The organism is Acinetobacter sp. V110_1 (genome assembly GCF_031798975.1).
Lineage (GTDB): Bacteria > Pseudomonadota > Gammaproteobacteria > Pseudomonadales > Moraxellaceae > Acinetobacter > Acinetobacter nosocomialis_A.
In genome coordinates, this window is the sequence record NZ_JAVQNN010000030.1 from 312,816 (window position 1) to 333,491 (window position 20,676).

Here is a 20,676-nt window from a genome sequence, read left to right on the forward strand (position 1 = left end):
AAAAGGTAAAGGTACATATTTGTATTTTTACCTTTTTTTTCTATTTAAATAATGGTTGTTATCAATGAGATTATTTTTTTATCCTTATGCCTGTTCAATGGCAATTCATATTGCTTTAAAAGAAACAGGGCAAGTATTTGATACAGAGTTTGTAGACTTATCAACAAAAGTCACTGGATCCGGATTGGATTATTTAAAGATTAATCCTAAAGGTGCAGTTCCAGCACTGGGACTTGAAAATGGTAAAGTCATAACTGAAGTTACAACAATACTGACTTATTTAGCTGACTTGGTTCCAGAGAAAAATCTAATACCCAAATCTAGTTCTTTTGAACGTTATGAAATGATGAGTCTATTGTCATTTATTAGTATGGATATACATAAAAATTTCTCTGCTTTTTTCTACAAAGAAAAGATTGAGTCTTGGATTGAAGTATCCAAACACAAGTTGTCAAGAAGTTTTGATTTTCTTGAAAATAAACTTCAGTCAAATCGGTATTTAAACGGCAATGAAATCTCAATCTCAGATTTCTATTTCTTTGTAATGCTTCATTGGTGTGACTATTTTTCTATAGACTTAGAGAAATGGCCTAAGATTCTCAATTTGAAATATAACTTGGAAAAAAGAAGTTCTATACAAGAAGTTCTAAAGTTTGAATCAAGTTTTTCTGAATAAATTTTATGTAGAAAGAGGAACATACGGGTGTTCCTCTTTTATATTTTATAGTCATAAAATAGATTATAGAAATAACGTATTTTGTAGCATGAAATTTAAATAAATAATTAAAATTATACCTTAAAGATAAATTATGTTGTCAAAAGTGAAATTTAAAGTTGTGAATTTGGCAACAAAGATTTGCGTTAAAAAAAATATAATAAGAAAGCGTGAATTAAAAATGAGTCTTTAAGTATTGAAAAAATCATATTTAAAGAGGTTAGTTAACTATTCATTAGCACTCTCATGTTCTATAAAAATTAAAGAGGTATTAATGAAAGATGCACCTACTAATATGCATATTTTTTTTATAAAAACCTATGCACTATTTCAAATGATATTTGCCCTTATATTGTACTGTGGGGGTGCGTATTTAATCTATCTGAATGGATCTAGTTATTATCTGATAACAGGGCTTTTACTTTTAGTCTCAAGTTTTTATTTATTCAGAAATAAATTGCTAGGAGCTAAAATTTTTGCTGGCGTCTTTATTTATACTTTAATATGGACAATGTGGGAGGTAGGTGATCGATACTGGGGGTGGATACCTAGGGTTGCAACAATTGCTATTTTTACTTTGTTTTTAACTTTGCTTTTACCTTATATTGAACAAGGCGTTAGCAAAAGAATCTCTCGTATTTTAACAGGTCTAATCATTTTATGTTTTATTATAGCCGGTGCATTAGCTTGGTTTCCACATTACTCTATATTTGATCAAAACCAAATTCCAAATACAGCTCTTACTCAATACCATTCGGATAATCAACAGCCTACTGAAGATTGGCGGTATTATGGAAGAGATGCGCAGGGAACCCGTTTTTCACCCACTAATCAAATTACCCCTGAAAATATTAATCAATTAAAACAAGTCTGGATAACACGTACAGGAGATATGCCTCCTGTAGATAAAAAAAATAAGTGGGCTGCACAAACAACACCAATTAAAGTCAATGATTCTCTTTACTTGTGTACTGCTACTAATAACATGCTGAAATTAGATGCGCGTACTGGTAAGAAAATTTGGGAATATAAACACAATTTAGCTTACGAGAAATTACCGTCGACAGCAGTGTGTCGCGGTGTCACGTTCTATACTTCAAAAGTAATTCCTGACAATCAAATATGTCATGAAAAGGTGATTGAAGGCACGCTAGATATGCAACTTATAGCGGTAGATGCAAAAACAGGAAAGGCATGTCCCCAATTTGGTACAAACGGACATGTGAACTTGCTAGAAGGAATTGGTCATACAGTTCCAGGATTCATGGCTGTTACATCGCCACCCCCTGTAGTAAATGGGATAATTGTAGTCAACCATAAAGTTCAAGATAACCAACGCCGTACAGCTCCTTCTGGTGTAATACGTGCATATGATGTTGATACTGGTTCTCTTAAATGGGCTTGGGATGTAAGACAACCAAATCAACATGGATTACCTCCCAAAGGTGAAACTTATAGCCGTGGTACGCCTAACTCTTGGACAGTCATGACTGTTGATGAAAAATTAAGTACAGTCTATGTTCCAACAGGAAGTTCAGCACCTGACTACTATAGTGCTTTACGTACAGAAGAAGAAAATCAAGTTTCTACCGCAGTTGTCGCATTAGATGCTCAAACAGGTGTAAAAAAATGGAGTTTTCAAACTGTTCATAAGGACGCATGGGATTATGATTTAGGATCACAAGCAACTCTACTTGATTATAAAGATCAATCAGGAAAGATTGTTCCAGCGCTCATTATGCCAACAAAAAGAGGACAAACATTTGTATTAAACCGAATTACAGGCAAACCTATTTCAAAAGTTGTCGAGCGCCAAGCTCCTGAATCTGTTATTCCAGATGACGTGCGTTCGCCTACACAACCATGGTCTGTAGATATTCCTCGGTTAGGGTTTTCAGATTTAATAGAATCAAAAATGTGGGGCATATCACCAATTGATCAAATGCTTTGTCGTATTAAATATAGACAAGCATATTATGTTGGTGAATTTACGCCTCCTACGGTTAATAAACCATGGATTCAATATCCTGGATTTAATGGTGGTAGTGATTGGGGAAGCATAGCTTATAACCCTAAAAATGGCATTTTGATCGCTAACTGGAGTAATACCCCAATGTACAACCAGTTGGTTGCAAGAGCTAAAGCAGATCAAGAAGGTATTTTACCGATGGATGATCCGAAATTTAGTGCTAAGAAAAATGGCTCAATTGCGGCAATGGCTGAATCTCCTTATGCAGTAAATGTTCAACCATTCTATGCTCCAATTACAAATGTATTATGCAATGAACCACCATATGGAATGGTTACCGCTATTAATATGAACACCAAGAAAGTGATTTGGCAAAAACCTTTGGGAACTGCAGAGCACAATGGTCCATTTGGATTGCCAACATATTTACCTATTAATATTGGTACACCTAATAATGGTGGGCCTATTATTACAGATGGTGGAGTTGTATTCGTTGCTGCTGCAACTGATAACCGTTTGCATGCCTTTGACAGTAAAACTGGTAAGTCGATCTGGAGTGCCAAATTACCTGCGGGTGGACAAGCAACACCTATGACTTATTCTATTGATGGAGAGCAGTATGTTGTCATTGTTGCAGGTGGCCATTACTTTATGCAAACACCGCCCGGTGACTATGTAGTTGCTTTTAAACTAATGAAAAAATAAATTTAAAAGCTTTTACCAAGTTCTATTTTTTAGAAAAAGAGGCCATAAAAGGTCTCTTTTTCTTAGTTTTACTGCTTGAGGTGTAGTGGCATAATTAGGCAATATCGGATTACTTAAAGTCATTTTTTAAATAAAACTGTATTATTGATGAATAAACTAAAATATTCTTGAGCATTAATATGACCATTAAAACTACTTTTACATTTGTCGGTTTACTTCTGGCTAGCAATTTCTATATATCTTTTGTTCATGCAGGTGTAGCAGTACGGGGATATTATCGCAAAAATGGAACCTATGTAAGTCCACACATCCGTTCTAAACCAGATGGACGACTTTATAATAATTGGAGTACAGTTGGTAACGTCAATCCATATAATGGAAAGGTAGGTACAAAAACTACATCTTCAAGTGGCAGTTATCCTTATAATTATTCTCAACCAAATACAATTTATGATCAGTCATCTTCTAGCAATCAAAATGAAGTTCCAAAACAAGCTGTAGATGAGAATTTAAAAAAAGATAGTAGAGAAGTAGCTCATTCCAAAACAGATCTTGTCCCACAGCATATTAAGAATGAGTCTATTGCAACTTATCTTTCGACAAATAAAGTTGAAGAAAAAAATATTATCGAAAATGATATTACATGGGTATTTTTAACTAAAAACAATTCAGATGCTACGTATATTAGGCCTGGTGTACGTGAACATTATAGTGATGGATACCCCATAATTTCTATGATGTTTACTGGAGTTATGAAGCCCAATGGTCGTCCCACTTGGTTAGGTAAAAGATTTATTAAAATGAAAATAAACTGTAATACTCAACAAGCGGCATTGGTAGCGGATGCTGTCATTAACTCGGATGGCACTGTTGTTAAAGATATAATTTATAGAGAGAAAGATAACGTAAAATGGGGAGAAATTAGTATGTTTTATAATACAAAAGACTTTTTTAAAGTGGCAAAAGTATGTAACTAACTTTAGCAGTTTATTGTCAAACAACTAATGGTAAGTAATAGAAAGAAGAATAACTAGTAGTTACGCTTCTTTTCTTTAGAAATCTACTTTTTATAAACAAGGATGATCAAAAATTTCCTTGTCCTCTTTTTTCAAAGCTTCTTGCCACTTTGGTTGTTGTTCCTTGAGCCATTTATTTAAATCAGGCTCTTGCTCAATACTATGCTTTACAGCTTTTATATAAGTTGGGTTATTAACAAACTTACTCATTAAACATAAAGTATTTAAAGCAACAGGTCTCACAGACTTTTCAAGTTTGGACTCCGCACTTGCTTGGTCATCATATCTTTTTAATAAACCAAGCTTAAATAATGCATCATCATACAATTGTTTAGTTAAAGCAGTAGGAGCTTCTTTCGGTGCTAAAGCATAAGTACCAGCATCAAGATTGAATACAGTAGGCAAAAAGGTAGCTTGAATATCTAGTTCTTCTTGTGGGGTTGGTTTAGCACTACAAGCAGTAGCAAAAATAGGTAAAAGGCAAATTAATAAATATTTCTTCATTCTAGAAGATTCCTTCGATTTCATCAGGATACAATCCTTGAGCAGCTAAGGTTTTTAACATAGTTGGATTGTAGTCTTGGTTAAAGTTTTGTCGATACATCTTTCTATTAATTTGTGTAGCATGACCATTTTTTCGTGAAATCATATGTGCCCCAGTCATGATATCGTCTATCCTCAAATCATCGATAGCACCTTTTAGGCCTACTAAATCTTCAATCGCAAAAGTTGTTCCAAATCTTGTGGTAAAAGCATTACTTTGAAAAACACCCATTAATACAACAGCATCTTTTTGATAGTGTTTCCTTAAATAGTTTTGAAACTTAACATACATGCCCGTATGGAAACCTGTAGAGATCAAAACATCCTCATTTAATTTAGCAATATCGTATTCCATGCCGAATCTAACAGCTAATAAAAATTCTAACTTATTTCTTTTTTCAACATATTCCCACTGTTGTGCAGACATCATAAAGGTGTAAGGCATTGCAAGTGGGCGATCAAATTGTAAATAGCAAAATGGTTTAGGGACATTACAGCTTTCAACTTTAGAAGGATAACCATCCCAAGCTTTGCTATTAGGGGGAATATTTTTAGTAATTGGTTGATTACCCATAATTCTTACTCCAGAGGTGGCATTGGTTCTGAAAGATCTAAGGTTTCGATTTTGACTTGTTCAGGTTTAACGCCCGTAACTGCAAGTTCAGTCTTTCCAGCATTATTTGTTTTACCTTGAATTTTTTCACCAGTTGGAAGGGTCAACTCGTATGGAAAATCGGGTAATGGTTTACCAGTTTTGAGGTCATTAAACTGAAAAATTACACTGTTTTCTTTTTCTGTATTTTGAACAAAACTATCGTTTGTTTTAGAATTTCCAGAGCCACTGGAACTGCCCTGATCACGTACCCATAAACTTTGACTTGGTAAGAAAGTTGCGCCACAGCTGGCTTTATCACCTGCAACAATTATTGACCGACCATTAATAACTACAAGCGGACTGCTTGAGAGAGCAGTAACCGTAACTTTGCACTTGGGACAGAAGTGAGTCATTCCTTCCAGATGAGCAGCTTTACCATCAATTAAATATGTACTATCGCCAGTACTGACTATTCCACCATGGTCGGTAACATTACCAATAACGATAGCTGGTTTCATTTAATAATTCCTAAAATAAATGTTTATTTTTTATAATTTTTTCTTTGTAATCTTAATTTCGGATTACTACTTTTAAGTTTGGTAAAAGTTTTGGCTTGCCAAGGTCGTAGCAGAAAACTCGTTAACCATCCTGTTCCAAGAACTACAACAACAATTAAGAAGTAATACCACAAAGCAATGGTTTCATGGTTTTGAAATTCTTTTGAATAAAATAAGGCTCTTAATAAGATAAATGCTAAATAACAATAAATGAATAGCCAAATACAGAATGGAATATATACTACCCAGAAATTTACCCATTTTCTTAGAATATATCTGTCTCCAGATTTTTCTATGAATTTATCAATTTTAGAAGAATAAAGTCTTTTAGCTCGTTTAGGTTCTTCGCGTGTAAATAAAAATCTTAGAGTAAATATATCTGTTAAATTACTTTTAAAATAACTATTTAAAAGAGCTAGTTCTTTTAGTGAATTAGCATTCAAAGCATATGGTTTATTTTTGATCTGGGTTAGATTTAATGGCTCAAAGTTTATTAGCTCATTTAAAACCTTAATATCTTCTTCATTCGTATTTGGGGCAGAAAAAATTTTAGAAAAAAATATTTTTAAAAGTTTGAAAATTCCAATCTTTTCTAAAATTGTAACCAGCATTGAGAAAATTATAATAGCTGCGATTATGATTATACAAGTTTTCTTAATTTCTTCAGGCAAACCGAGACTATCTAATAATTCTACAAAACTATTTAATTGATTTGACATACCAAAAATTATTAATATTTGAAATGTCTTTATATTGACAAATGATATAAAGATCAGCAATAGCAAAATGAGACTTATTTAAAATTTTAAGTGTATTTTGTGGTTTTTTACTTATTATTTAAAATAAAGAATATTTAAAGAATTTAAATTTATTTTAAAATTTAATGACGATTATTAATTATTCTTAATATAAATACGTGGTGTTAAAGGAAAAAGCTCTTAAAAAAGTGAGCTTTCTTTATACACATTGCTTAAAAAATATACAGAAACCTCTCTAAAACGAATTGGAACGCTACAAACGCGGATGTTAAGTTGAAGTCCACTCTTCCCAATAAGTGAGGTGAGCAATGAAATTGTTAGCTTTAATTAGCATGGGAGTTGCAGCAAGTTATTGGTATAAAACTATAAAAGATAGCAAGCCAACTCTTCTGAAACCAAATTTTGATGAAATAGTAAAAAACTTTGTAATAGCAGAATTTAAAGTTTAATACATATTAATAGCCATAATTAAATAAAAAGCTCATCGGAAGATGGGCTTTTTTGTTGGAGTAAAGACAGACAAACTTATAGTTTTCGTATAAGAATAGGAAAATATTGATACATCTTAGCGTCTATATATTTGTTATAAATAAAAAAGAGACCATTAATGGGTCTCTTTTGATTAAATTTTTTATTTCTAAAAGCTAAACCACTTTTTGGACCTTCTGTGCTTTCGGTAAAGTCGGTTTTCTTCCTAAATACAACGCAATCACGGCGCCAATAAATGTCAGAATGCAGAGCGGTAAAAGTGACACAGGGAAACTACCCGAATAATCTTTGACTATACCCATAATAGAGTTCATAAGCCCAGTACCCACATGTGCGATGGTATTTACCGCTGCAATACCTACAGCAACTAAAGTAGGTGGTAAACGTTCAGAAACCAATGCCCAGAAAGGACCTTTAATGGCATAGTTACCCATCAAAACGAGTGAGAATAAAAGCAAGCTCAATGTTAAAGATGATGTGAAAAGAGTAAGAAGTAAACCAAAACTCGTCACAAACAATGGAATAGCTGTGTTGAGACTTTTATTGCCACTTTTATCGGCATGTACGCCCCAAACAATCATGAAAGCGGCAGCTAAACCAAACGGAATCATATTTAAAAGACCCGTCTGCATGGCAGTTAGATGGAAGGCTTTTAAAATCTGAGGCATCCATAACGATAAAATATTGCTGGTTGCTGAACTTCCTGCATAAATAATCGCGAAGAACCATAAATATTTATTGGTAATTAGAAGCTTAAACTTACTTTTTTTCTGCTCGGCAGTGTCTTGTTTTTCAGTATTTAATAATTGGTTCTTTTCAAAAGTTAAGGTGTTCGATAGCCATTCTCTTTGTTCGGAACTTAACCATTTTACTTGATTCGGGGTATTTGGAAGCCAAACTAAACACAATATACCAAGCAAAATTGCAGGTAATGCCTCAAAAATTAAAAGAACTTGCCATCCACTTAAACCAACTAAACCATGTAAGCCTAATAGTAAGGCAGATAAAGGTGAGCCAATAAAGTTAGATAAAGGAATGGCAACCATAAATACGGCAACAATTCGGGCCATATATCGTTTAGGGAACCATAACGTTAAATACAGTAATACGCCTGGGAAAAATCCAGCTTCGGCAGCGCCGAGTAAAAACCGTGAAATTGCATATGAAATAGGGCCAGTAATAAAGGCAGTACAGCAACCGACAATACCCCAAGTAATCATGATTCTGGCAATCCAGATACGTGCGCCTAGCTTTTCCATGGCGATATTACTTGGAATTTCAAATATGACATATGCAATAAAAAATAAGGTGGCACCAAAACCAAAGGCGGTAGCAGTTAAACCAATTTCTTGGTTCATGGTTAATGCGGCAAAACCAATATTTACCCGATCAATATAGGCAATGAAATAACAAAGAATGAGGAAGGGAAGAATACGAAAAGAAAGTTTACGGATTGTTGACTTTTCTACTTCCGATATAGCGATATCATTTTTCATACATACTCCTTATGTACGTGAGAAACCAAACAGCTTGGTCGGGTTCTGATTTAAAATTAAACATTGCTCATGTTTATCAAACACAATTTTTTTAAAGGCATGAATCGCATCTTCATAAGTCATATATGATTCATGTTGGGTATGGGGCCAGTCACTTCCCCAAACGAGCTTATGTAAAAAACCTTTGTCTTTGAAAATGTTATAGGCTTGTTGGGCAGTATTTATGTTGTTTGGAGTAGTACCCAAACGATAGAAACCAGACACTTTAATCCAGTGCTGCTTGACATTAAGCAAGCTTAAAAACTTTTGATAATCTGGATCATTAATCCCTTTAATACGGTCAATGCGACCAAAATGGTCAATCACCACATCAAAGTTGTATTCACTTAATTGAGGTAAAAGCTGAACTAAATATTTCGGTGGTGCATGTACTTCAACTTGCCAGTTGAGGCTTTCCACATTTCGTAAAAACATTTGCCATTCAGGCGTATTTAACGTAGGAGGGTTAAGACCGAATAGGTTTAAACGAACACCAACGATGCCTTGCTCTTTGAGTTGTACTAACTCGTCAAAAGCAGTGGTATGTTGAACGACGGCAATCCCTTTTAACCGCTCAGGGTACTGCTGGATCGCATTTAGCATTGTTTGGTTATTGGTTCCCAAAAAGCTAGGTTGAACTAAAACACCATGCGTGAATTTGTGTTGATCAAGATGAGAGATAAAACCTTGCACAGTTGCATCATAATTAGGTATATAGCGCGCTGTTTCGATACTGTGGTCCTGTACCGAAAAAACATGTGCATGTGTATCTATACAGTTCATTTTTATCTCACATTACAATTTTTAAAGCGAAAATAGCGATTAAAGCGGCAATGACTCCTACGGGAATTGCTTTAAATAACAGTTGATTAAAAAATTTAGTTTTGTCGATGTCTGCTGGAGCTGAAGCCATAATGAGGCTACCGCCAGACGAGAAAGGAGAAATTGCTGTGGATTGCGCGCCAACCACAATACAAATAAAGAGCATTAGTGGATTTAGGCCAGAACTCAAAGCAAGAGCTGGAACAATGGGGAATAAAGTCGGAGCAACCACGCCGAGAGTGCTTGAAAATACAGACATAACGGCACTGATCAGACATAAAAGTAATGGAATGACCCAGACAGGAACGTTGTGTGCTAACCATTCTGAAAGTGTCGTAATAATGCCAAGTTTTACACCTAATGAGATGAGCATACCGACACCGCAAATCATGATCAGTGTTCCCCAAGGCACAAGTGCAACCACCTTTTTTTCATCGGCAAGTTTCATGAGTAAACTGATGAGTGAAAAAGTAATAGCAAGGAAAGCTATATCAATTTTAGAGTTTAAAAAGCTGATGGTTTTTGCATCTGGGAAAACAAGGTGCAATATTGGAAAAACTAAAACAATCGACATCATTAAAACTATAAGGAAGATGGACTGTTTCTGCTTTTGATCGAATGGCTCAGGCTTTTGATCTTCAATAACGATAGAACTGCTTTTTCTATTCCACAGTGTATAAATTCCCAACACCATAATTGGAATAATCAAAGTGATAATAAAAATTCCACTGCTATATGAAAAAGCGGTTTGTGAGCTAATACCAGTATTTTCCATTAAGCTTCGGAAAATAATGCCGCTTTGTGATGTCATAAAATTTGCGCCAGCTAAAGCGCCATAATTTGCAGCCATTCCACCAATAATCATATTCATATTGGTCTTTCTACAAAGCAGTAGCGTAATGGGTGCCATAAATGCGAGTACGGTATAAAAACCAGCCCCTAGACTTGCGATAATAGTTGCTGCAAAAAAAATCGCTAAGGGTAAAAACTGAGGAAACTTACGGCATTTATATAAAAGATGGCTGGCAAGTTTTTCTAAAGCGCCATTTGCTAGAGCAAAGTTATAAAAAAGAGTGACCGATAAAATAATAAAGAAAATTTTGACAGGCCATAACTCAATAACTTCTGAAGGCTTCAAACCCATCCCAAAGCAGCCAATGAGGTAGGCGAATGCTATTGCAAAAAATCCAATATTGATTTTGGTTTTATAACCCAACCCTATAGATACGGCTAAAGCTATAAGCATCAATGCAGCCATATTATCTTCCTTGATAAATATATAAACATCTAAACATATATATGTTTGGTTTTTTGTATTACATATAACTATGCTAATATTGTCAAATCGATTTCATAATGTTTAACGCAAATGCTTGATGAGACTGCATTTAAAAATTTTAAATTGCCACGATATGAAAAGGTCCGTTGGGAGCTTCAAAAGCTACTGATCCAGTCAAAATGGACAGTTGAAGAGCCTATTCCAAGTGAACAAGAGCTTGCTCAAATGTATAGCGTATCGGTAGGAACCGTTAGAAAGGCGGTTGAAGGACTAGTTGAAGACGGTTTGTTAGTTAAACAGCAGGGCAAAGGTACTTTCCTTAAGCAACCTAACTTTGAAAAATCACTTATTCGTTTTTTTAGATTGCGTAATAAAAAAGGCGAGTTCATTCAGCCACAAGGACAAATTAAAAAAGTAGAAGTATGTAATGCAATACCAGAAGTGAATGCAGAGCTGGAACTTGGGCTTAACGAAAAATTGCTTTATATCGAGCGTGTCCGTAAAGATGAAGACGCCGTTGTGTTAAGCGAAAGAATTTGGTTGCCTGAACAATTATTTAAAAATCTGGAAGAAATTCCAATCGCTGAGTTTGGGAATCTACTTTATCCTTTTTATTATCAGCACTGTGGTCAATTTATTTCTTCTGCAACAGAACGGTTAACTTTTGAGAAAAATATTAAAGATAGCCATTTAAATAATAAGCTTGGAGATCCTTTGGTTAAGGTATGCCGTATTGCAAAAAACCTTGAAGGTGTGGCAGTCGAATACCGTGAGTCTTATGGTTTGGCCGATAATTTTCATTATGAAATATCGATTAATTAGTATTTTGAAATGAACTTCGATAAATACAAATTGCATTAGAAGTTTGAAGTTAGACTTAGGTTCCGGTGGGCTAGTGCAAAGCCACAGTACCCACCGGCTGAATTATTTTAAAGATTTTATTTAAAAGCTCTTATTTTTTAGTCGTATCCACAGAAACTACAACAGATAGACCTGGGCGCAACAACTTAATATCTTTTTGGTTTTCAATAAGCTTGATTCGTAAAGGTAAACGCTGGACAATCTTGGTAAAGTTACCTGTCGCATTGGTCGCAGAGATCGGAGAGAAAAATGCGCCAGTAGATGGAGAGAAGCTGTCTACTATACCTTTTAGCTCAACATTGTAAGCGTCAACATAGACAGTGACAGGCTGACCGATTTTAATTTGTTTTAGCTCAATTTCACGGAAGTTTGCTTCTACATAAACCTGATCTAAAGGAACAACCACCATGAGTGGATTACCGGCACTCACAAAGTTACCTACGTTAGCTGACTTTTGACCAATCATGCCATCAATAGGTGCTCGAACTTCTGTGTAACTCAAATTCAACTTTGCTTTATCAAGTGCCGCTTGAGCTTGTTTTAAAACAGCTTGTTTGGCTTGAACCTGAATTTTATATTGGTTGAGCTGATACTGTGCATCGGTAACTTTTTCTTTACTGCTGTCTAAGTCAGCATATTGCTCAGTCAATGTAGTTTTTGACTGTTGTGTAATTAATCTAGACTCAGCACCAAGTGCCTGTAGTTGCTCATAACGCGCTGTATTATCTTTGGTGAGTTTAATTCCAGCTTCTACTTTTCTAAGCTGAGCCTCTGTTTCTCGAATAACAGTCGGTTGTCTTTCTACTGCCAGCTTTGCTTCATTTAGATCAGCTTCCGCTTTAGCATAATTAGATTCTGCTTCAGCTAAAGCAGCTTCATAATCTCTTGCATCAATCCGTGCCAAAAGCTGGCCTTTTTTTACGGTCTGATGATCTTTAATATAAATTTCTTCGATATTTCCAGAGACTTTAGGAGCAATGGTTGAGTACTCTACATCTACACGTGCATCGTCTGTTTCAATAGTCGAAGATGGTAAAAATATAAGTTTTAAAACCCATAAAATAGAGACTAAAACAATAATGAACGCAATAACCATAACCCAATGCTTTTTGAGATATTGCACCTTTGTTAATTTGGCTGACTCGGTCGCAGAGTGATCTTGGGCTTCTAGAGTACTCATAAAGATTTTCCTGAGTTATGACTATTCATTAACTTAATGAGAGCAATACGTGGCGGATAAGTTCGAACTGGTAAAATCAGCATAACGATAAATAAAATTGCGGTAAGACCCGCTAAAATCAGATATTGGTCACTAATGACCAGCACAGATTGTTGTGCCTGAATAGCAGAATTTAAGGCAGATAAACCGCCTGAAACACGATTTGCACCATCTGCTGTGAGTACAGGTGGAGTAACCGGGTTAATCACAGGGCCTTGAATATTTTGAAAAACATGTTGGGCTGTATTTTCAATCAGCCGTGTTGAATGGTATTCACCACGTACTCGATTGACCCAATCCAATATACACACACCCAGTACACCGCTAATGGCACGCGGAGTATTAATCATTGGTGAGGCGTAAATTGCCATAGTAGGATGGACACTGTTTGTACCCATCATGAGCAATGACAGCACAACACAGGTTTGGCCTAAACATGAAATGGCATGCCAAAAATAAAACTGATCTTGATTCCAAGTGGTATCCAGTTGGCTTGCACCTAAGCAGCCAGCCATCACTAGAAGTAAACCAAACCCATGTACATAACGGCTATCGACCCAAGCTTGGTTTAAAATCTTAATGACAATCGGAATATAGATAAATTGCAGAGCCGCGATTTGTAAACCAATCCACATGGTTTGAGTGGGCTTATAACCATGGACAGCGCTTAAGTAATTGAGTGGTAATGTACTGGTTGACATGCCAATAATTACAAAGCAAAACAGGGCAATAACAGCGTAAGCAAAGTTTCGTATTTCGAGCATTTGCGGTTTAATTAATGGCGTTGGATAGCGCCATTCATGTATTAAAAATAAAGGTAGGGTAATGGCACTGATTAAAGCCAAAACACAAATCAATTTTGAATGGAACCAGTCTAAATGATTGCCATGTAAAAGCATGGTACTTAAGCTTGCCAAGCCAATAATGGCTAAAATCGCGCCAGTCCAATCGTAAGTTTTTATTCTTGAATAATTTAACGGATCTTGCGGAATACCAAAGTAAACCAGCGCAGCACTTAACGCACAAAAAGGAATGGTCTGGAAAAATATCATTTTCCAACCAATCACATCTAAATAAAATGCAGAGAGTGCAGCACTTAAGTTGGGAAAGAAAGTTGCTGTTAGCGCATAGCAGGCTAAACCCCATAAACGGATTTCTGGGCCTAGAAATCTAAGTGCACAGGCCATGAGTAAAGGAATGGTTAAACCATTGGCGAGACCTTGTAAGCCTCGTAATAAATAAAATATTTCAATATTGGGGCTAAAAGGAATTAAAACGCTAGAGACAAGGCAAAGTCCGATGGCAAAAAGAAGAACTCTACGCATGGAAAAAATAACGGCCCAACTGGTAGACAGAATCATTCCAATAATCATGGTACTGGCATAAATGCTGCTGACCCAATAGCCTGAGTCGACACTAATGCCCATTGCACCGCGAATATCGACCAAAGTAATGCTGGTAATTCGGTTATTAAATTCGACGGTCATTGCTGCAAATATTGCACCCGCCAAACCGATGAGTGGTCGTATATTCATCTTTTACCTTAAATTTTAAAATGAACTCATTGCATAGAGCAGTTATTGAGCTCAACTGTACCGATCGGTACTCTACTATCTTATTAAATTTACGTCAATTCTCGATTTTGAACTTTTCGATGGGTTACACTAATCATGAAATTGCTAAATATGTTTGTAGGTCCGTATGTCAGATTGCATTAAAGCCAATGAAAAAGATCAAAAAATTCTGGATGCAGCAACAAAGTTTTTTCTGATCCACGGTTTTAGTGGCACAACGACAGATATGATTCAAAAAGAAGCTGGTGTTTCAAAAGCCACCATGTACGGTTGTTTTAAAAATAAAGAAGCAATGTTTGCTGCGGTTATTGAACGTCAATGTTCCAACATGCAAAAACAAATTATGTCGGTCGAGACAAAAGCTAAAAATTTACGTTCAGCTTTAACCGAAATTGGGAAAACCTACCTTTGTTTTATTTTGTCGCATTCAGGTTTGGCATTTTTTAGGGTTTGTATTGCAGAAGCAGTAAGGTTTCCTGAGTTATCTGAAAAGTTCTTTGAAGTGGGGCCACAACGGTTGGCAAATATGATTGCGGGTTATCTTGATAAATTTGTTCAACAAGGAGAAATTAAATTAACGTCTTCTTCGGAAGTTGCGGCGAATATCTTTTTATCACTGTTAAGAAGTGATGCCCATCTAAAATGTTTAACTCATCCTGAATATTTAATATCAGACCAACAAATTAGTGTTTGGGTTGAATATGCTGTCGATTTATTTTTAAAACATATCAATTATCAAGAAAATAAGAGTTCTATATAAAATTGATAAAGCTAAGGCCGCGCGAAGCGGCCTTTTGATTAGGTCTAAAGATGAAATCTTAGGATTAGTGATGTCCTTGTGTGATGCCACCATTTCCATCTGGAAGGCTAATTCGAATATTTTGCATCATGCCTTGATCTTCATGATCTAAAATATGACAGTGCAATACAAAGTCACCGATGTAGCGTTCGTACTTGGTTCTGACAACGACTTTATAACTGGCTCCTTTTACATTTTTAACCCAGATGGTGTCTTTCCATGTACCTTTGAGACCACGGTATTGTGGATCAGGAGTAGTCGATTTGTCGTAGTCATCAACGGCGTTGATATCACTGACATCTTTTCCATTAGGGTCATACACGGCTACGACTTGAAACGGATTCACGTGAATGTGGAAAGGATGGCTGGCCAATTTAGAGGTAAGTATCCATTCATCGGTTTTACCTAACTCGAGCGTACGGTCAATTCGGTCTGGTTGATACGGTTTTCCATTGACCTGAAACTGAACTGGATCAGCATTTGTATCAATATTAAATTCTAAAAATTGTTTATACGGTGTAGCTGGTAAGTCATGATGAGGAACAAAATGGCTAAGTTTTAGATTTTGTTGTAAATCTTGAAGTACCGCGGGAAGCATATCTGGCGCAATATTTTGTTTTGCATTATTGCTTAACGCCATTGTTAAAGACTGAGGTGCTGAAGTGGCTTTATCTACTTGAATAATGCCCAGTAAATGTCTCTCTGAAAATGCACGGTCCACGTTAGCAGAAGCGGAAGCTGCTTCATCAATTAAGCAATAACGACCTTCTTGAGGAAATTGCATTAATGCGTCGTAACGGTAACCCGGTTGAAAAACAGTGACTGTTTTGTCCATAACCTGTTTGAGGGTTAAGCCATCTGCTGCAATAAGATGCTGACTTACAATTGGTCCTGTACAGCTTTCGCTTAATAATTTCTTTTCCCCCGTTGGTGTTAAATCGAGTCGAGAAGGGATATTTTGCATTTGCCGAATGCTCAGGTTAATACTGTCTCGTATACCTGCATGGACTATTCTCCAACGTTCGACTTGCCCAGCTACAGCTTGGGTAATGAAAGGTTGAACTTCACCATTAATGCTCGTATAGCGTCCTGATTTTCCCCACTCACCGGGGCCAAAGCCCTGATAATCTCTAATTTCACCAATTTGATTGTTTGGGCAAATATAGCTGCCATTGCTATCAGTTTTGATGTTTCCGTTAGCATCATAACAAGCATATTGAATTTGCTGGAAAACCAGAGTTCTTTCTTTAAAACCATAGGTAAGTAAATCGAGATCACCTGTTTTATTTGGGGTAGGCTGACGATATCCACGAATAATTAAAGCACCGGCCATACCACTTGCAACTTGAATAGCGGTTGAACCATGTCGATGCGGGTGATACCAAAATGTTCCGACTGGATGGTCAGGCGGTATGTTGTACTCATATTGGAAATTAACGCCCGGATTAATCGAAACTAAAACGTTATCACTATTTCCCGCCGGGTTAATCCATAAACCATGCGTGTGCATGTTGGTACCATCAAAACAATGTGGTTTATTCACATCAGTATGTTCACTGGTACAGCTTAAATCCTTAGTGGGTTTCTGGTGAGTAATTGGGTCTATATCCAGTTGATTATCTAGATTTGCCCGTACGGTTTCACCGGGAAAGACTTCAATGGTCGGTGCAATATATGGCGTATTGGGCTGTGTATCTGTGCCTTGGTAACTTCGTAAAATGACTGTGTCATAACTTTTTGTGGCTGGGTTCCAGAGTTGATTTTTAGTTTTTTTAAGTTCCCAAGTAAATAAGGCTTCATTTGAAGATTGCATTTGCGGTGCATTTGTTGATGCAGTCGTTGGGTTGGGTACGGCGAATAAAGCGACATGTTTACGCGTAACATTCATATGGGGCGGGTCTTCTAGTATGCGTTCAGAAGAATCATTCGCCGACGCATATCCGAAAACCAAAGTTAGAGGGGTACATAATATTAAATGAGCTATTTTCATAATAAATATAGGCCTGAAAAATCAGGCCTCTCCCTTAATTATTATTTTGAAGTTTCTAAGCGAACTTGAGAAATGCTCAGTCCTTGAGAACTTACCTTTTGCTTCACTGGGTTAAGGGTTAAATCGGTAGCAACAAACTGAACCTCTAAGTCTTCAGCAGGTATGCCTAATTGATTAACTTGATCGCTGACTTGATAGACCAATTGACCCATAGCACCATTGCTCGCATGCCCGCCGTGGCTATGATCTAACACACCGAAATAGTTAATTGTGGCAACATAAATTTTTTGGTCAGGTTTATTTTTAGGAGATAAATAAATCTTATAAGTTAGATTTGGATTACCTACCATTTGTACATTATCTAAGATTAAATAAGTTTGTCCTGATGAAAGTGTGGTTTGAGAAAGTTGACTAGCACTTTTTAAGAAGGTTGTGGTTTGAGGTGCTAAAGCTACTTTTTGACTTACACCCATCAGTTGAATGGTTTTATTACTGCTGACTGGTTTATGCGCCTTTTTGAATAGATTTACTTTTCCTGCTTGACTACTCATAACTGGTGCTTGAACTTTACAAGCGTTTTCATTTGTATAACGCACCGGAATTTTACCAGGGGTAAATACATCAGCAATGGTCATGGTGACTTTATTGCCGTTTTCGTCTGCAAAGGTGTATCGAGTGTTATACCAGCTATCTGGCATACCTAAGTTTTTCTTTGCCCACTCAAGTGTGATGGGTTGTCCATTGGCTTTTTTATTTAGCCAACATTGCCATAAGCGGTCGATATTGGCATGGTGCATATAAAATACAGGGTCTAAACCTGCAATTGGTACAAATCCCATATCCGGTAGCACACAGTTTTTACCTACCGCGCAGTGCATTACACCATGAGGCTGAGACTGTAACTGGTTGGAAAATGATGTGAAGTCATTCCATTTAAATGCTTGGGCAGCGCTGGCATCGTCTGGATCTATAGCGCTGATATTCTCATTTAAACCTGGTGTACGGAACTGGTCATATAAACTACCTGCTTGTTTACCTCGAACCAATTGAGGCAGCGCTAGTCCTTTCCCATTAGCCGCTTTTTCTTGGTAATAGTCCCAATAAGGAAGAGAGTAATCTTGCCCAACATATTTACGCACTGTTCGCTCGTAAAAATAAAGCATCATACGGTGCCAAGGTAAGAAGTTTAGATTGCCATGTTGGCATGTACCCCAAACTTCATCGGTAAAGCCATCGTTTGGAACTGTAGAATTTTGAATATGTTTATAGTAACTATCACATAAGGCTTGACTATTATCTTGTAAGCAACCTGCCATACGGTTTTTAAGATATGTAGTTTTATCAGTGCCATGTGTACCCGTACCAAAATAGCCGTGAGTATTTGCCCAATAATTAAAGCTTGTACGAAACTCCGGAGATAATGGATTTGCATTATTATTTGCTCGCATTTTTTCGAGACCTTTTTGCAGTGCGCTTACTTTGGCTGGGTCTTTTGCAAACTCCGTGGCACTCATTCGTAGTGAGTCTGCATGTGTTGCTAAGCTCATGCCACATAAAAGAGTGCCTAATATATAATAATTTCTTTTCATGGTTTAAAATCCTTGTCGTGTTTAATATTCTTATAGTTCGTAAGTTATTTGTAGTATGAGAAATTTCCAAATAATTGGATAATTCTTGCACATTAATCTAGCACATGAAATAGTCATTATTAAAGATTTATATTTAATATTAACTTTAGATTAATTTACTTTTTAAAGTTGTAATTTTTTAGAAAAACTTAATTTTATTATTTTAACTAAGATTTTGTTTATTATTAATTTTTATTTAATTGATAAAATTTAAAATGAGAAAATAACTATGTTTTTGAGTATTGTGTTTCGTTTTTTTAATTTTTATGTTTTTAGATCTCATTATTTTGTAATATTTCACTCAATTATATTTAAAGAATAACTGGTATTAGTTAACTCATTATTAGAGAAGTGTGAAAGCCCATAAATATTTTTTCTGGCTTGAAACAAATATGACAACCGATTGATGAGTAAATTTATTTTTTAATTCTGGCATTTTTATTGCTTAATTATTCATATCTTCAATTAAACATTTAATTTGCACCTCATATAAATGATGATTCAAACCGTTTTGCTCTCTTATGGTGTTTTTTTCACATGAAAATTGCACCAAATAAATACATCTTTTTATTTTGCACCATATTTGTGCATGGAGAGGTGTAATGAGGTTTTGGGCTTCAATACTCACTTTACTCATTCTATGTGGATGTTCTTCATCTGAACAAAGTAGAAAAACTAAAGAAAACTTAGCAGTTCATTCGATATGCGTTTTTGATAGTACAAATACAAAAGTGTGTGTAGCCAAGCCAGCGCAAAGAATTGTTTCTCTATTTGAGTCAGGTTTAGATGGCTTATATATGCTAGGGCAAGGTCATAAAGTGATTGGCATACCAGCCGAAGTATACATTCAACCTTTATTATTTAACGCCTATTCAAAAATAGATCAACGCATTGCCAATAAACAGCTTGCAACGCCTTCACAAGGTGCCAATGCAACCAATATTGAAAGTCTTGTGTTGTTGAAACCCGATTTAGTAATTTTGGGGAGCGGGCAGACCCAAACGATCGCATTATTACGACAGTTTGGTATCGCTGTATATGTAATGGAGTCTGGCACTTACCAGCAAGTGAAAGAAGAGCTATCTGAAATTGCTGTTCTAAGTGGAGCTCAAAAGCGAGCTCAAGAAATTTTGAGGTTTTCTGATGAAATTATGGCAGAAGTCTCAGGCAAAACAGCACGTCAGCCAAATAAGCAATCGATTTACTATGCGTGGTCAGGTGGGCGAATTTTTTCCACTTCGGGACGGGAGTCAATTACGAATGACTTTATTGAGCTGGCAGGTGCTTACAACATTGTTCAGACCAATGCTAACCAACCGAATGTAAATCCCGAGACTCTTATAGAATGGAATCCTGACAATATTGTGCTTTGGAACACCAACCCAAAACTGATTTATGAACGCAAAGAATTACAAGGCTTAAGTGCCGTACAAAACCGTAAGGTATTTAATTTGAGCCCTGCATTTATTTATAACCCACATACCATCAAAATCATTATTACGGCGATTTATTTGAACCACAGCATTTACCCTGAACAGTCCGATTTACCAGTAAGTGCTTTACAACAGCGTATTTTAACCAAGTTGTATGGTGAGCACCTCGCCAAAGCGTTGGTGCAATGA

18 protein-coding genes are annotated in these 20,676 nt (G+C 36.1%); 7 read left to right on the forward strand and 11 right to left on the reverse strand.

Translation table 11 applies throughout. The annotated features are described in order from the left end of the window. The first annotated feature begins 64 nt into the window (after positions 1–64). The 3 genes from RMA95_RS12440 to RMA95_RS12450 all read left to right on the forward strand — a co-directional run bounded on the left by RMA95_RS12440 (position 65) and on the right by RMA95_RS12450 (position 4,366). Complete coding sequence (locus RMA95_RS12440; protein ID WP_262750125.1) at positions 65–676, forward strand: glutathione S-transferase family protein; 612 nt, start codon at positions 65–67, stop codon at positions 674–676. Positions 677–989: 313 nt separating this feature from the next. After that, entirely contained in the window at positions 990–3,389 is a 2,400-nt protein-coding gene (locus tag RMA95_RS12445; protein ID WP_311070953.1) for a membrane-bound PQQ-dependent dehydrogenase, glucose/quinate/shikimate family, read from the forward strand. Between the two features lie 179 nt (positions 3,390–3,568). Next, the gene (locus RMA95_RS12450; RefSeq protein ID WP_311070955.1) at positions 3,569–4,366 is read left to right on the forward strand and encodes a hypothetical protein; all 798 of its coding nucleotides are present in this window, start codon (positions 3,569–3,571) and stop codon (positions 4,364–4,366) included. Between the two features lie 90 nt (positions 4,367–4,456). Here RMA95_RS12450 and RMA95_RS12455 read toward each other — a convergent pair whose 3' ends face one another. From RMA95_RS12455 to RMA95_RS12470, 4 genes are read right to left on the reverse strand one after another with little or no spacing between them, the layout of a single operon-like run. After that, positions 4,457–4,909 carry a hypothetical protein gene (locus tag RMA95_RS12455; protein WP_262750135.1) on the reverse strand — a complete coding sequence of 151 codons (453 nt, stop codon included), beginning with the start codon at positions 4,907–4,909 and terminating at the stop codon, positions 4,457–4,459. 1 nt (position 4,910) lies between these two features. After that, the gene (locus RMA95_RS12460; RefSeq protein WP_311070958.1) at positions 4,911–5,522 is read right to left on the reverse strand and encodes a hypothetical protein; all 612 of its coding nucleotides are present in this window, start codon (positions 5,520–5,522) and stop codon (positions 4,911–4,913) included. Between the two features lie 5 nt (positions 5,523–5,527). Further along, entirely contained in the window at positions 5,528–6,061 is a 534-nt protein-coding gene (locus RMA95_RS12465; RefSeq protein WP_311070960.1) for a PAAR domain-containing protein, read from the reverse strand. 23 nt (positions 6,062–6,084) lie between these two features. Continuing rightward, entirely contained in the window at positions 6,085–6,819 is a 735-nt protein-coding gene (locus RMA95_RS12470; RefSeq protein ID WP_311070962.1) for a hypothetical protein, read from the reverse strand. Between the two features lie 347 nt (positions 6,820–7,166). Here RMA95_RS12470 and RMA95_RS12475 point away from each other — a divergent pair, with 347 nt between their 5' ends. Next, positions 7,167–7,307, forward strand: a complete 141-nt coding sequence (locus RMA95_RS12475; protein WP_016654037.1) for a hypothetical protein — start codon at positions 7,167–7,169, stop codon at positions 7,305–7,307. 195 nt (positions 7,308–7,502) lie between these two features. Here the strand turns inward: RMA95_RS12475 and RMA95_RS12480 are convergent, their stop codons facing one another. The 3 genes from RMA95_RS12480 to RMA95_RS12490 are packed head-to-tail and all read right to left on the reverse strand — an operon-like array spanning position 7,503 to position 10,962. Further along, positions 7,503–8,843: an MFS transporter gene (locus RMA95_RS12480; protein ID WP_311070965.1), complete on the reverse strand. Its 1,341-nt coding sequence runs from the start codon at positions 8,841–8,843 to the stop codon at positions 7,503–7,505. 9 nt (positions 8,844–8,852) lie between these two features. Continuing rightward, positions 8,853–9,665 (reverse strand): amidohydrolase family protein, encoded by an 813-nt coding sequence (locus tag RMA95_RS12485; RefSeq protein WP_311070968.1) that lies wholly within the window; start codon positions 9,663–9,665, stop codon positions 8,853–8,855. A gap of 7 nt (positions 9,666–9,672) precedes the next feature. Next, positions 9,673–10,962: an SLC13 family permease gene (locus tag RMA95_RS12490; protein ID WP_311070970.1), complete on the reverse strand. Its 1,290-nt coding sequence runs from the start codon at positions 10,960–10,962 to the stop codon at positions 9,673–9,675. A 111-nt stretch (positions 10,963–11,073) separates the two neighbouring features. Between RMA95_RS12490 and RMA95_RS12495 the strand changes: the two genes are divergently transcribed. Further along, positions 11,074–11,805: a GntR family transcriptional regulator gene (locus RMA95_RS12495; protein ID WP_311070972.1), complete on the forward strand. Its 732-nt coding sequence runs from the start codon at positions 11,074–11,076 to the stop codon at positions 11,803–11,805. 130 nt (positions 11,806–11,935) lie between these two features. Here RMA95_RS12495 and RMA95_RS12500 read toward each other — a convergent pair whose 3' ends face one another. Further along, positions 11,936–13,024: an HlyD family secretion protein gene (locus RMA95_RS12500; RefSeq protein WP_311070974.1), complete on the reverse strand. Its 1,089-nt coding sequence runs from the start codon at positions 13,022–13,024 to the stop codon at positions 11,936–11,938. Next, a complete protein-coding gene (locus RMA95_RS12505; RefSeq protein WP_311070976.1) occupies positions 13,021–14,598 on the reverse strand; it encodes an MFS transporter in 1,578 nt (525 codons plus the stop codon). The genes RMA95_RS12500 and RMA95_RS12505 overlap by 4 nt, the downstream gene beginning before the upstream one ends. Before the next feature lie 166 nt (positions 14,599–14,764). On the opposite strand from RMA95_RS12505, the gene RMA95_RS12510 reads away from it, so the two are divergent. Next, positions 14,765–15,397: a TetR/AcrR family transcriptional regulator gene (locus tag RMA95_RS12510; RefSeq protein WP_311070977.1), complete on the forward strand. Its 633-nt coding sequence runs from the start codon at positions 14,765–14,767 to the stop codon at positions 15,395–15,397. 64 nt (positions 15,398–15,461) lie between these two features. Here RMA95_RS12510 and RMA95_RS12515 read toward each other — a convergent pair whose 3' ends face one another. Together RMA95_RS12515 and RMA95_RS12520 are read right to left on the reverse strand one after the other, a co-directional pair. Beyond that, positions 15,462–17,324 (reverse strand): multicopper oxidase family protein, encoded by a 1,863-nt coding sequence (locus RMA95_RS12515; protein ID WP_409187559.1) that lies wholly within the window; start codon positions 17,322–17,324, stop codon positions 15,462–15,464. Between the two features lie 143 nt (positions 17,325–17,467). Next, positions 17,468–19,015: a tyrosinase family protein gene (locus RMA95_RS12520; protein ID WP_311070982.1), complete on the reverse strand. Its 1,548-nt coding sequence runs from the start codon at positions 19,013–19,015 to the stop codon at positions 17,468–17,470. Between the two features lie 641 nt (positions 19,016–19,656). Between RMA95_RS12520 and RMA95_RS12525 the strand changes: the two genes are divergently transcribed. Beyond that, positions 19,657–20,676 carry an ABC transporter substrate-binding protein gene (locus tag RMA95_RS12525; protein ID WP_311070984.1) on the forward strand — a complete coding sequence of 340 codons (1,020 nt, stop codon included), beginning with the start codon at positions 19,657–19,659 and terminating at the stop codon, positions 20,674–20,676.